Origin of the sequence: Streptomyces sp. NPDC051963, from assembly GCF_044593495.1 — a bacterium.
Taxonomy (GTDB): Bacteria; Actinomycetota; Actinomycetes; order Streptomycetales; family Streptomycetaceae; genus Streptomyces.
The window spans coordinates 754,312-767,417 of the sequence record NZ_JBIUCC010000006.1 but is presented as its reverse complement, the minus strand read 5'-3'; the positions used below and the strand labels follow the sequence as shown (position 1 = coordinate 767,417).

Genomic DNA, 13,106 nt, shown 5'->3' with positions numbered 1-13,106 from the left:
CGTGGCCCGCCGTCAGAATCTGTTTGTTCACGATCAGTTGTGAGTACTTCTGGGCCCTGATGAGGGAGAGCCGCCATGACGGTCACTCGCAGATCGGTTTTGATCGCCTCTACGACCGCACCCGCGGCCGGGGTGCTGCTGGGCGCCCCGGTGGCACGGGCCGCCGAGGCGGTCGCGGGCGCATCCGGCCGCCGTACGGTCGCCCTGCGGGACGGCTGGCGTTTCGCGCTGGTCAACCCGGGCGGCATCACCGACCCGACCGGCGCCTACGCCGACGCCGCCGCACCCGGATACGACGACTCGGCCTGGCGCGAGCTCGCCGTCCCGCACGACTGGAGCATCGAGCAGACCCCGACCACCGAGCACGGCACGACCAGCGGCACCGGCTTCCTCCCCGGCGGCCTCGGCTGGTACCGCCTCGCCTTCACCCTGCCGCCCGCGTTCGCGGGCCGCCGGATCTCGGTGGAGTTCGACGGCGTCTACATGGACTCGTACGTCTACTGCAACGGCACGGAAGTCGGCCGCCACCCCTACGGCTACACCGGCTTCGCCTTCGATCTCACCGACCTGCTGCACACCGACGGCACGACCGAGAACGTCATCGCGGTCAAGGTGCAGAACCAGCTCCCCAGCAGCCGCTGGTACTCGGGCAGCGGCATCTACCGCGAAGCCCGGCTGGTCGTCACCGAGCCGGTGCACGTCGAGCGCTGGGGCACGTACGTCACGACGCCGGACGTCACGGGGGAGCGGGCCGTCGTACGGGTGCTGACGTCCGTGCTGAACGCGTCGGGCGCCGCGCAGGAGGTCGAGGTGAGATCGAAGGTCGTCGACGCCGACGGCCGCGCGGTCGCCCGGGCGTCCACCACCGTCGCGATCGGCGACCGCGCGACGGAAACCCATGAACTCACCGTCGCACGACCCAGGTTGTGGGACTTCACCGACCCACACCGCTACACCCTCCACACCGAACTCCGGGTCGGCGGCAAGGCGGTCGACACCTACCGCACCCCCTTCGGCATCCGCACCTTCCGCCTCGATCCGGACGAGGGCTTCCACCTCAACGGCGTCCACGCCAAGCTCAAGGGCGTCGACCTGCACCACGACCTGGGCGCGCTCGGCGCGGCGGTGAGCAAGGACGCGGTCCGCAGACAGATGACCATCATGAAGTCGATGGGAGTCAACGCCCTGCGCACCTCCCACAACCCGCCGGCACCGGAGGCCATCGAGGTCTGCGAGGAACTGGGCATCGTGCTGCTGGTGGAGAACTTCGACTGCTGGCGCACCGGGAAGAACCGCTACGACTACGGCCGGTTCTTCGACGAGTGGTGCGAGAAGGACACCACCGAGATGGTCCGGGCCGCCCGCAACTCGCCCGCCGTCATCATGTGGTCCATCGGCAACGAGGTCCCCGACTCCACGACCACCGCCGGACTCGCCATGGCGGACCGCATCATCTCCGCCATCAAGGCCGCCGACGACACCCGCCCGCTCGTCATCGGCTCCGACAAATACCGCCGCCTGCCGGCCAAGGGCTCGGCGGCCGACCTCATGCTGGCCAAGCTCGACGGACTCGGCCTGAACTACAACACCGCCAAGTCCGTGGACGAACTGCACGCCGCCTACCCCCACTTGTTCCTGTTCGAGTCGGAGTCATCCTCGGAGACCTCCACCCGCGGGACCTACCAGGAGCCGGAGCGCCTCAACACCGGCGAGAACCACACCCCGGGCAGGCGGGCGACCTCCTCCTACGACAACAACCTCGCGTCCTGGACGATGAGCGGCGAGTACGGCCACAAGAAGGACCGGGACCGGAAGTGGTTCACGGGACAGTTCCTGTGGTCCGGCATCGACTACATCGGGGAGCCCACGCCGTACAACGTCTTCCCGGTGAAGGCGTCCTTCTTCGGCGCGGTCGACACCGCCGGCTTCCCGAAGGACATGTACCACCTGTTCCGGAGCCAGTGGATCAGTGAGCCGATGGTGCATCTGCTGCCGATGACCTGGAACCACGAGGAGGGGGATGTCGTCGAGGTCTGGGCGTACGCCAACGTCGACACCGTCGAGTTGTTCCTCAACGGCAAGTCGCTCGGAGTGCGGCGGTTCGACACGAAGAAGACCGTCGACGGCCGCGGGTACCTGGAGACCACCGAGGCGACCGGTGACGACAAGACCTTCACCGACGGTCCCTACCCCGGCAGTTACACCAGCCCGAACGGCAGCGCGGGCAAGCTCCACCTGACGTGGAAAGTGCCGTACACGCCCGGCGAGTTGAAGGCCGTGGCACGCAGCGACGGCAAGGCGGTCGCCACGGATGTGCTGCGCACGGCCGGCAGGCCCGCTGCCGTACGACTCACCCCTGACCGCAAGTCCCTTGCCGCCGACGGCCGTTCGCTGGTCTTCCTCACCGCGGAGGTCGTGGACGCCCGTGGTGTGGTCGTGCCGGACGCCGGGCATCTGATCACCTTCGACGTGACGGGCGGCTCCCTCGCCGGGCTCGACAACGGCCGCCAGGAGAGTGCCGAGCGCTACCAGGCCAGTACCCGGACCGCCTTCCACGGCAAGGCGCTCGCCATGGTCCGGTCCGGTACGAAGCCGGGCACGCTGAAGGTGACGGCGCGGGCGGAGGGCTTGCGCTCGGATACGGCAGCCGTGCGCACGACCCCCGTCCGCTCGGCCGCCGTCACCCCACCGGCCGCGTTCCGGCCGGACCTTCCGGCACCTCCGAACTCCCCTTATGCGGACGCCAGTTACTCCGGCCGCCCCGACACCCTGCCCGCCGCGATGCTCGACGGCGACCCGGCCACCGGCTGGTCCAACGGCTTCGCCAAGGCGGCCACGGCCTTGCTGCCCGCCTTCGACGGGGCCAGGGGGGAGGACTGGGTCTCGGTGGACTGGGGACGGGCCCGGACGCTGGACCGGGTGGAGGTCTCGTTCACCGTGGACACGACGCACTCCCTGCCCGCCTCGGTGGAGGTCGCCGTGTGGGACGGCCGCCGGTATGTGCCGGTGGACGGGGCGGCCGTCGACTGGGCCGCCGCCTCGGACGAGCCGACCATGATCACCTTCGACGCCGTGCGCGGCTCGCGGTTGCGCCTCATCATGACCAGTAGGCATCCGGGCGAGGCCCGCGGGGCGGTACGCATCAGCAGGCTGGAGGCACCGGCCGGCTGACCGGCGCTCGCGGTCCGGACGGGAAGGCGCATCCACAGGCGCATCCAACCCGTCCCGTCCGGACCGTTGACGGGGTGTCACCACTGACACAAGCATGGTTTGCGTCCGCATCTGGGAGCGCTCCCACCACGGGGCGTCACCCGTACCTCTCCCGAGGAGCCCAGACGTGAAAAGACGCAAGTCCGCCCTGTTGTCCCTGACGGCACTGCTGGCGGCGGCGCTCACGGCGCTGCCCGCCGCGGCCGACGAGATCGAACAGCTCAAGAACGGCACCTTCGACACCACCACCGCCCCGTGGTGGACGACGAGCAACGTCACCGCCGCACTCTCCGGCGGACAGCTCTGCGCCGACGTACCGGGCGGCACCGTCAACCGCTGGGACGCGGCCGTCGGCCAGAACGACATCACCCTCGTGAAGGGGGAGTCGTACCGGATCTCCTTCACCGCGAACGGCGCGCCCGAGGGCAACGTGGTGCGTGCCGTCGTCGGGTCGTCGGTGGCGCCGTACGAGACCTGGTTCGAGGTGAGCCCGCAGCTGAGCGGATCCGGCACCGACTATGCCTACACCTTCACCTCCCCCGTCGACACCACCCAGGGCCAGGTCGGCTTCCAGCTGGGCGGCCAGGCGGACGACTGGCGCTTCTGCATGGACGACGCGTCGCTGCTGGGCGGGGTGGAGCCGGAGCCGTACGAGCCGGACACCGGGCCGCGCATGCGCGTCAACCAGGTGGCCTATCTGCCCTCCGGGCCCAAGAACGCCACGCTGGTCACCGACGCCACCGGCAGGCTGCCCTGGCAGCTGAAGAACGCCGCCGGGACGACGGTCGCCCACGGCTGGACCGTGCCCCGCGGCACCGACGTGTCGTCCGCGCAGAACGTCCAGTCGATCGACTTCGGCGCCCACCGCGGCCGGGGGCAGGGCTTCACGCTGGTCGCGGACGGGGAGGCGAGCCGCCCGTTCGACATCGACGCGCGCGCCTATGAGCAGCTGCGCCTGGACTCGGTGAAGTACTACTACACGCAGCGCAGCGGCCTCGCGATCCGCGACGACCTGCGGCCCGGCTACGCACGCCCCGCCGGTCATGTGAACGTCGCACCCAACCAGGGCGACGCGAACGTGCCCTGCCAGGCAGGCGTGTGCGACTACACGCTCGACGTCACCGGCGGCTGGTACGACGCCGGCGACCACGGCAAGTACGTCGTCAACGGCGGCATCTCCACCTGGGAGGTGCTCAGCACCTACGAACGCTCCCTGCTGGCCCGCACCGGACACCCGGCGAAGCTCGGCGACGGCACACTCGCCATCCCGGAGAGCCGCAACAAGGTGCCGGACATCCTCGACGAGGCCCGCTGGGAGCTGGAGTTCCTGCTGAAGATGCAGGTGCCCGCGGGACAGCCGCTGGCGGGCATGGCCCATCACAAGATGCACGACGAGCAGTGGACGGGCCTGCCGCTGCTGCCCAGCGACGATCCGCAGAAACGGGAGCTGCATCCGGCGACCACCCAGGCGACCCTGAACCTGGCGGCGACGGCCGCACAGGCGGCGCGGCTGTACCGTCCCTACGACCGCCGGTTCGCGACCCAGGCGCTGGCGGCCGCCCGCAAGGCATGGTCGGCGGCGCTCGCCCACCCCGCGGTGTACCCCGACCCGAACGACGGCACCGGAGGCGGCGCCTACCCCGACACCGACGCGACCGACGAGTTCTACTGGGCCGCCGCCGAGCTGTATCTCACCACCGGGGAGAAGGACTTCGAGCGGCACATCCTGAACTCGCCGGTGCACACGGCCGACATCTTCGGCCCCCTCGGCTACGACTGGGCCAGGACGGCGGCCGCCGGCCGACTGGACCTGGCGACCGTCCCGAGCAGACTGCCCGGCCGGGACAAGGTGCGCCAGTCGGTGATCAAGGGCGCGGACACCTACCTGGCCACGTCGAAGTCACAGGCGTACGGGATGCCGTACGCCCCACCGGACAACCTCTACGACTGGGGTTCCAACCACCAGATCCTGCACAACGCGGTCGTCATCGCCACCGCCCACGACATCACCGGTGCCTCGAAGTACCGGGACGGGGCGCTCCAGAGCATGGACTACATCCTGGGCCGCAACGCACTGAACATCTCGTACGTCACCGGCTACGGCGAGGTCGACTCCCACAACCAGCACAGCCGTTGGTACGCCCACCAGCTCGACCCGGATCTGCCCGCCCCGCCGAGAGGCACGCTCGCCGGCGGCCCCAATTCGAGCATCCAGGACCCCTACGCACAGAGCAAACTCCAGGGCTGTGTCGGCCAGTTCTGCTACATCGACGACATCCAGTCCTGGTCGACGAACGAGCACACGATCAACTGGAACTCCGCCCTGACCCGGATGGCGTCCTTCGTGGCGGATCAGGGCTGAGGCTCACCCGCTCTGCCTCCACCAGTTCCCCTGGCCGCTCGTGGGCGGTCAGGGTGTGGAGCCGGGCCTGATCGAGCGGCTGGTGCACCTCGACGTACTCGCCGTGCGGCAGCCGCTTGATCACGCCGGTCGCCCGGCCGTGCGCCACCAGCTCCTTGTCCCTGAGCTGGAGTCCGAGGCAGATACGGCGGGTGACGACGAACACGACCATCGGGACGACGAACACGGCGATCCTGACCGCCCACGTCACCGTGTTGATCGACAGATGGAGCCGGGTCGCCACGATGTCGTTGCCGCCGCCCGCCAGCAGGACCAGATAGAGACTGACCCAGGCCGCCCCGATCGCCGTACGCACGGGACGGTTGCGCGGGCGGTCCAGGATGTGGTGCTCCCGCTTGTCGCCGGTGATCCGGGCCTCCACGAACGGATACACGCCGATGAAGAGCAGGAGCAGCGGGAAGACGACGATCGGGATCAGTACGCCCAGGACGAGGGTGTGACCCCACAGCGTGATCTCCCAGCCCGGCATGATCCGGAGCATTCCCTCGGCGAAGCCCAGATACCAGTCGGGCTGGGCTCCGGTGGAGACCTGGTCGGCGCGGTAGGGGCCGTACTGCCAGACCGGGTTGACGGTCGCGACGGCCGAGACCAGCGTCAGGACGCCGAAGACCAGGAAGAAGAAGCCCCCCGCCTTCGCCAGGTACACCGGCATGAAGGGGGAGCCCACGACATTGCGCTCGGTTCGGCCGGGGCCCGCGAACTGCGTGTGCTTGTGGTAGACGACCAGCAGGATGTGCGCCACGACGAGCGCGGCCATGATGCCGGGGATCACCAGGATGTGCAGCGAGTAGAGGCGGGGCACGATGTCGTCGCCGGGGAACTCGCCGCCGAACAGGAACATCGACAGATACGTCCCCACGATCGGCACCGCCAGCAGGGAGCCCTCGATCAGCCGCATTCCGGCTCCCGACAGCAGGTCGTCCGGCAGCGAGTAGCCGAAGAGGCCCTCGAACAGGCCGAGGAACAGCAGAGTCCAGCCGAACAGCCAGTTGAGCTCACGCGGCTTGCGGAACGAACCCGTGAAGAAGTGCCGCATCATGTGCGTCAGCATCGCGGCCACGAAGATCAGCGCCGCCCAGTGGTGCAGCTGCCGGATCAGCAGACCGCCGCGTACGTCGAAGCTGATCTCCAGGGTGGAGGCGTACGCCTCGGACATGCGGACGCCGTTCAGCGGTACATAACTGCCGTGGTACACCACCTCGTTCATCGACGGGTGGAAGAAGAACGTGAGCCACACACCGGACAGGATCAGTACGACGAAGCTGTACAGACAGATCTCGCCGAGCAGGAAGGACCAGTGGTCGGGGAACACCTTGCGCAGGTACTTCCTGCCGAGCGTGTGGGTGCCGAGGCGGCCGTCGAACCAGTCGGCGAGCCGCTCGCCCTTCCCGGGCTGCCTGGCGTTGGTCACTCCTCCTCCTTGTGGACGTGGCCGAGCTTGTCCGGATTGGTGACGATGTAGACGCCGGACACCCGGTCGCCCTCGGGCGTGAGGTCCATGACCATCACCGCGTACGGCTCGTCGCCCTGGAACAGGACCATCGCTGCGTCGCCGTTGACGCGGCGGTAGCGCAGCTCAAGGCTCTCCGCGGTACCTCGGGTGCGGAGCGAGGTGATGAGGCGGACCGCCTTGTCCCGGCCCTGCACCGGGCGAAGTCCCGCGCCCCTGCGCTTGCCGCCGCCGTCGGACCACACCGTCACATCAGGTGCGAGGATCTCCATCAGCGCGGCGATGTCCCCGCCGAGGGCCGCCTGCACGAATCGCTCGGTCGCCTCCCGGCGCACCCGCGGATGTGCCTGGTACAGCGGCCGCCGCGCGTGCACATGAGCCCGCGCCCGGTGCGCCAACTGCCGTACGGCGGCCGGGGTGCGCTCGATGATCTCCGCGATCTCGGTGTGGGGGTAGCCGAACACCTCGTTGAGCACGAACACCGCGCGCTCCAGCGGAGTGAGCGACTCCAGCACCACCAGCATCGCCATCGACACGGACTCGGCGCGCAGGGCGGGATCGTCGGCGCCGTCGTCCTCGTCGACCAGTGGTTCGGGCAGCCAGGGGCCGACGTATGTCTCACGGCGGCGGCTGAGGGTGGCCCGGCGTTGGAGTGCGTGGTTGACGGAGATACGGACCAGATACGCCCGGGGGTTGTCGATCTTGTCGAGGTCGCGGCCCCGGCCCCGCGCCGTCCACGACAACCAGGTCTCCTGGAGCACGTCCTCGGTGTCCGCGACACTGCCCAGCAGGTTGTAGACGAGGGCGAACAACAGCTCACGGTGATCGACGAAGACTCCGGTCGCCGCATCGAGTCGGTCGTCGGTGTCGGGCACAGGGATCTCGGACATGGGCAGGCCTCCGCAGTGGTGCGCTCTCTACTGCGAGGGGCGGCGGGGGCCGGATTGTGACATCGACGGACGGAATGTGACCCACGTCTCGTCATCGACCCGTGCGGGCCTCAGGACGCGTCGTGGAAGACCAGCCCCAGTGAGTGCCGGCGGCCGGAACGCACGGTGCTCACCCCGTGCCGCATCGCCCCGGCCGACCGGCCGCGCCGGGAGTGCACCGGCCGGTCCCGGGTGGTGAACACCAGACCGTGGCCCTGCTCCAGCACGGTCGCGATTCCCCGGGACTGGGCCCTGGGCCGCTGCTCCACCATCAGGAACTCGCCGCCGGTGTAGTCGGTGCCGTACTCGTCCAGTCCGACGACCACTTGGAGCGGGAACAGCATCTCGCCGAACACATCGCGGTGCAGCGCGTTCCAGTCGCCCTCGCCGTAGCGCAGCAGGATCTGCGCCGACCGGTCCTGTCCGGCCGCCCAGTCACGGGCGATCGGCAGCAGCCGCGGATAGAGCGCGGCGCGCAGGGCGGTCACCGGGGCGGGCAAATCATGGGTAAGTAGCGGTACTCACCGGCGCCGAAACGGTGCCGAGCCATGTCGACGGTGGTCCGGAACAACTCCGGCTTCTCGTACAGCGCCACGAGGTCACGGCACTCCGCAGGGGTCAGCAGCCGTGCCGTCCGCGCGCTGCCGTACGCGTCCAACTCCCCGGCGAGGGCAGCCCAGTCGGTTCCGTCGACGCGCCGGCTGGCCCGGTCCGTGTGAACGTCATGAGATGGTCACCCTCGGACCTGGTGTTCCAACCTCCTCGGTACCGTCGGACAGGTGGTTTGACCTGGTGGTATTTACGAGTAAGTACCCGCGCGGTACCGTGAAGGACATGCCAGCTCTCAACGTGGAGTTCAGTGACCGCGAACTGGAGGACCTGCGACAGATCGCCAAGGAGCGGGGTACGTCGATGAAGGCCCTCGTGCGTGAGGCCGCCGCCGCCGACATAGCCCGCCACCGCGCGCTCCAGGAGGGCGCGGAGGCCTTCCGTCGATTCTTCGCGTCCCATGCCGACGAGTTCGCGGCGGCCTTCCCCGACGACGAACCGACCGCCAAGGACGAGGGGCGGGTCGCCTGACCTATGGCTCCCGTCGTCCATATCGACGTGCCGTGGCTGCTCCAGCGCCACGAAGAGGTCCTGCCCGACCAGCCCACCGTCAACGACTTCTCGGCCCTGGTCGCCGCCGTCGCCCGTCACCGTGTCGACCCGCCGCGGCTCGGTGTGGACTCCGACCCCGCCTGGCGGGCCGCCGCGCTGCTGCACACCCTCGCCCTGCTCAAGCCGCTGCCGTCGGCCAACGCCCGGTTCGCCTGCGCCACCGCCGTGGCCTACATGTTCGTCAGCGACGTCGGTATCGACCCGCCCTACGGCGCCCTCGTCGACCTCGCCCGCGACCTGATCTCCGGCAAGACGGACGTCTACGGCGCGGCCGATCGGCTGCGCTCCTGGCAGATCTGATGGCGTTCCCGGCAGTTCTGAGACCCGTCGGACAGGGAACGGCCTCCCGCCCCGGGGGCCGCCGGCCGAGGGCGGGAGGAACTGGGCCGGCGGCCGGGTCGCGCAGGAGAGCCGCCGTCCTGCGCGCGGCCTTCCGAGGTGGGCCGCCTCCAGTGGACTACGCGCGGGCGTGCGCCGGGGAGCGTGCGCGGCGCATCGGCGAGGGCGTCTGATTCACACGGGGCGCATGGAAAAACAGGAAAACAGGTGCCCAGAGATGAGTCGGCGCCGTTTCTGACTTTCTTTCAATGAGGCGGATGTTGCCCAAGTGCCTTGTTGGTCATGAGTGTGTTGTGCAAGGGTGAACAGCGCATGCGGGGGGCATTGGCCGGGTCGCATTCGTCCTGGGGGGAACAGGGCCGGATGGGCGCTCGTGAATTCACGCTCCCCGCGTCGTCGCCCAAAAGGTACGCATCAACCCGGAGTTCCTTTTTCGGCGGCCAGAACTTCTGAGAGTCACCTGCGCGTGGGAAGGAATCCGCTCAGTGCCCACCCCCCACCCCCCTCGTCCGCCCTACCCCCCGCCCGGCGGGGTTCCCGGAGAATCCGACGAGGGCCTCGCCGCCCGGCTGAGAGGTCGCACGGACACCGAGGCCGGTTCTTCCGTCGCACTGCTCATGGCACGGCACTATCGGCCCGCCCACGAGTACGCGGTCATCTGCCTCGCCTCGAAGTCGGAGACCGCCTCCATGGTCACCGGCGCCGCATTCCACCAGGTCCTCGACCGGCTGGCGCTGGGCGAGCCGGCCGACGCGGTGCGCCCGCGGTTCCTTGTGGCCGTGCGGGACACGGTCAGACAGTGGTCCGCGGAGGAGCGAATATCCGGTGTTCTGCCTGAGTTGGTGAAACCCGCCGGCGGTCGCGGTATGCGCGCCGCGAAGTCCATGACGCCGGAAAATCGCAAGTTGGCCGAGCGTTCATTCCATGCCCTTCCCGGACTCGCTCGGTGTCTGCTGTGGCACACCGAGGTCGAGGCGGAACCGATAACCATTCCCGCCGGACTGCTGGGCATGGACACCGAGACCGCGTCGGCGGCTCTCGAGCAGGCACGTGAAAAACTCCGCGAGGGTTGTGTACATGCCCATCGGGAACTCGCGCCGAGCAAGGATTGCCGCTTCTACAACCGCCTCCTCGATGTCCCGATCCGCCGGGGCGGAGCGTTGCTGCCGGATGTGCAGAAGCATCTCGGAGAGTGCCGCTACTGCCGTTTCGCCGCCGAACAGCTGAGCCATTTCGAGGGCGGATTGGGTGTGCTGCTCGCCGAAGCGGTGCTCGGCTGGGGCGCACGCCGCTACCTCGACTCGCGTCCGGGCCGCACCCAGCGCGGCGCTCAGACCCGCGGCGGCCGCTCGGCCCGGCACAGCAGGGCGCGCCAGCGGATCCTGTCCCGCATCCCGGCGCCGGCCCGGCAGCGCCTCACTCAGGTGCCGGCATCCACCCGGGTGCTGATCACCGGCGTGGGCATCGCCTCCGCCGGGCTGCTGGCCGGCGTGCTCGTCTCCAGTCTGTGGGTGTCGGACAGCGGGACCGACCCGACCGCCTCCGCCGCCGCGACGGGCGACCCGGGAACCGCCTCCCGGCCGGGTACCGCCCACCTGCCCGCCGCACCGCTTCAGTCCACGCTGCGCAACGACGCGGCAGACCTGTGCCTGGACATCGACGGCGAGGTCGAGGCCGGTGCCGGGACCGAACTGGCCGCCTGCTCGTCCGCCGAAACCCAGCAGTGGTCGTACGAGGTCGACGGACTGCTGCGCAGCGCGGCCGACCCGGAACTGTGCCTGGACTCGCACGTCGACGCCGGCGTCGTCATCCTGGGCGCCTGCGCCACCGCGGACTCCGAGCGCGGTGACGACGTGCGCTACGACCTCACCGTGCAGGGCGAGTTGCTGGCCCGCTGGCAGGAGGGGCTCGCGCTGTCGTCCGCCACGAAGGACGAAGGCTCCGACATCGTCGTCAAGGTCCGTGACGGTTCCGCCGAGCAGCGCTGGCTGACGGACCCGGCCTCGGCCGACACCGGTTCGCTGTCGATCACCGGCACCGACGTCCCCTCCGTGCCGCCCGCCCGGCTCTCGGACCGGACCGCCTGAGGGGCGCGGTTCCCGGTCGTGCACACGGCGACGGAGCGGGAGCGGGCGGCCGCCGCGTCGACGTGGTCGAAGCCATGGCCGGCGCACTGCACCAGCTCCAATTCCGGTACGGCGGCGATGTGTTCGTCCGTCACCGGGGCGAGCGCTGTGACGATGACATGCGCCGCGCGCAGGGCGGCCGGGTCCTCGCCGGTGGTCTCGACGACGGTGACGTGGGCCTCGCCGGGAAACACGGTGGCGAGGCCGGCACCTGCGGCGCGGCTGCCGACGTGGGGTGGGACGACAGCGAGGACGTTCTTCTGGGTGCCGGTCATACGGGGTTCTCGATGAGGTCGGCGCGTCCCACCGTGGCAGGCGTGGCGTGTCCGGACAGGGCGAGGGTGAGGTCGAACTCGGCGAGCAGAGAGCGGATCACGTGCTCGACGCCCGCCTGTCCGTCGAGGCCGAGCCCGTACGCGTACGGCCGTCCGAGGAGCACCGCTCGAGCGCCGAGCGCGAGCGCCTTGAAGATGTCGTCGCCGGTGCGCACCCCGCTGTCGAACAGGACGGTCAGCCGGTCGCCGACCGCTTCGACCACTCCGGGCAGCGCATCGGCCGCGGCGACGGAACCTGCCACCTGGCGGCCGCCGTGGTTGGACACCACGACGCCGTCCATCCCGGCGTCGGCGGCGAGCCGGGCGTCGTCGGGGTGCAGGATGCCCTTGAGGACGATCGGGCCGTCCCAGTGCTCCCGCAGGAACGCCAGGTCCGGCCACGTCTTGCTCGGGTCCGCGAACATGCCGACGAAGTGCATCACCGCCGCGTTCGGATCCTCGTGCACCGGCTTGGCCAGGCCCGCCCGGAACGCCGGATCCGAGAAGTGGTTGGCGGTGCCCACACCGTGCAGGAACGGCAGATACGCCTGGTCGAGGTCGCGCGGCCGCCACGCCAGGATCGGTGTGTCCAGCGTGACGACCAGCACCGAGTACCCGGTCGCCTTCGCCCGGTTCAGGAAGCTCCGGGTCACCTCGCGATCCTTGGCCCAGTACAGCTGGAACCAGCGCTCGGCGTCGCCCATCGCCTCTGCGACCTGCTCGATCGGTGTACTCGACGCGGACGACAGGATGTACGGCACACCCTGCGCGGCGGCGGCACGGGCGGCGGCCGGCTCCGCATCCGGGTGCATGATCGACAGCACGCCGACCGGGGCCAGCGCCAGCGGGGCGGGCAGGGCGCGACCCAGCACCTCGACCGACAGATCCCGCTCGTGCACGTCCCGCAGCATGCGCGGCACGATCCGGCGGCGGTCAAGGGCGGCCCGGTTGGCGCGGGCCGTGCTTCCGTTGCCGGCACTGCCCGCCACGTAGCCGACGGGGCCGGGGCCGAGCCGTTGCTCGGTGAGTTCTTCCAGTCGGGTCAGATCCGTGGGCAGCCGGGGCACGGCGTTGAGATAGATCTCGTACTGGAAGTCCGCCCAGTGCTTGGCCATCGCCTACATCCCGCCTCTCGTCGCTGAGAACGCGCAGTAC

General features: G+C 69.8%; 8 protein-coding genes and 2 pseudogenes. 5 read left to right on the top strand and 5 right to left on the bottom strand.

Features of this window, described 5'->3' with window-relative positions:
- The first annotated feature begins 75 nt into the window (after window positions 1-75).
- Entirely contained in the window at window positions 76-3,171 is a 3,096-nt protein-coding gene (locus ACIHFB_RS27925; protein ID WP_400128248.1) for a glycoside hydrolase family 2 TIM barrel-domain containing protein, read from the top strand.
- 166 nt (window positions 3,172-3,337) lie between these two features.
- Window positions 3,338-5,572, top strand: coding sequence for a glycoside hydrolase family 9 protein (locus ACIHFB_RS27920; protein ID WP_400128247.1), 2,235 nt, complete (start codon window positions 3,338-3,340; stop codon window positions 5,570-5,572).
- Here the strand turns inward: ACIHFB_RS27920 and ACIHFB_RS27915 are convergent.
- The 3 genes and pseudogenes from ACIHFB_RS27915 to ACIHFB_RS27905 all read right to left on the bottom strand — a co-directional run bounded on the left by ACIHFB_RS27915 (window position 5,517) and on the right by ACIHFB_RS27905 (window position 8,669).
- Entirely contained in the window at window positions 5,517-7,043 is a 1,527-nt protein-coding gene (locus ACIHFB_RS27915; RefSeq protein WP_400128246.1) for a cytochrome bc complex cytochrome b subunit, read from the bottom strand. The genes ACIHFB_RS27920 and ACIHFB_RS27915 overlap by 56 nt on opposite strands.
- Window positions 7,040-7,972: an RNA polymerase sigma factor SigJ gene (gene sigJ / locus ACIHFB_RS27910; protein WP_365282696.1), complete on the bottom strand. Its 933-nt coding sequence runs from the start codon at window positions 7,970-7,972 to the stop codon at window positions 7,040-7,042. The genes ACIHFB_RS27915 and sigJ overlap by 4 nt, the downstream gene beginning before the upstream one ends.
- Window positions 7,973-8,082: 110 nt before the next feature.
- Window positions 8,083-8,669, bottom strand: a pseudogene (locus ACIHFB_RS27905) (2OG-Fe(II) oxygenase).
- 176 nt (window positions 8,670-8,845) lie between these two features.
- On the opposite strand from ACIHFB_RS27905, the gene ACIHFB_RS27900 reads away from it, so the two are divergent.
- The 3 genes from ACIHFB_RS27900 (at window position 8,846) to ACIHFB_RS27890 (ending at window position 11,598) form a co-directional block, all read left to right on the top strand.
- Window positions 8,846-9,091, top strand: coding sequence for a hypothetical protein (locus ACIHFB_RS27900; protein ID WP_365282697.1), 246 nt, complete (start codon window positions 8,846-8,848; stop codon window positions 9,089-9,091).
- A 3-nt stretch (window positions 9,092-9,094) separates the two neighbouring features.
- Window positions 9,095-9,472 carry a toxin Doc gene (locus ACIHFB_RS27895; protein ID WP_365282698.1) on the top strand — a complete coding sequence of 126 codons (378 nt, stop codon included), beginning with the start codon at window positions 9,095-9,097 and terminating at the stop codon, window positions 9,470-9,472.
- A gap of 524 nt (window positions 9,473-9,996) precedes the next feature.
- Window positions 9,997-11,598: an RICIN domain-containing protein gene (locus ACIHFB_RS27890; RefSeq protein WP_400128245.1), complete on the top strand. Its 1,602-nt coding sequence runs from the start codon at window positions 9,997-9,999 to the stop codon at window positions 11,596-11,598.
- A gap of 50 nt (window positions 11,599-11,648) precedes the next feature.
- Here the strand turns inward: ACIHFB_RS27890 and ACIHFB_RS27885 are convergent.
- Window positions 11,649-11,912: pseudogene (locus ACIHFB_RS27885) on the bottom strand (phosphoglycerate dehydrogenase); the annotation flags it as partial.
- Complete coding sequence (locus ACIHFB_RS27880; protein ID WP_400128243.1) at window positions 11,909-13,066, bottom strand: lactate 2-monooxygenase; 1,158 nt, start codon at window positions 13,064-13,066, stop codon at window positions 11,909-11,911. The gene ACIHFB_RS27880 and the pseudogene ACIHFB_RS27885, both read right to left, overlap by 4 nt.
- Window positions 13,067-13,106 lie beyond the last annotated feature (40 nt).

Excerpts from the sequence above, each read along its gene's own strand:
- sigJ (WP_365282696.1), bottom strand. The coding sequence starts at position 7,972 with ATGTCCGAGATCCCTGTGCCCGACACCGACGACCGACTCGATGCGGCG.
- ACIHFB_RS27880 (WP_400128243.1), bottom strand. The coding sequence starts at position 13,066 with ATGGCCAAGCACTGGGCGGACTTCCAGTACGAGATCTATCTCAACGCC.
- ACIHFB_RS27900 (WP_365282697.1), top strand. The coding sequence starts at position 8,846 with ATGCCAGCTCTCAACGTGGAGTTCAGTGACCGCGAACTGGAGGACCTG.
- ACIHFB_RS27925 (WP_400128248.1), top strand. The coding sequence starts at position 76 with ATGACGGTCACTCGCAGATCGGTTTTGATCGCCTCTACGACCGCACCC.
- ACIHFB_RS27895 (WP_365282698.1), top strand. The coding sequence starts at position 9,095 with ATGGCTCCCGTCGTCCATATCGACGTGCCGTGGCTGCTCCAGCGCCAC.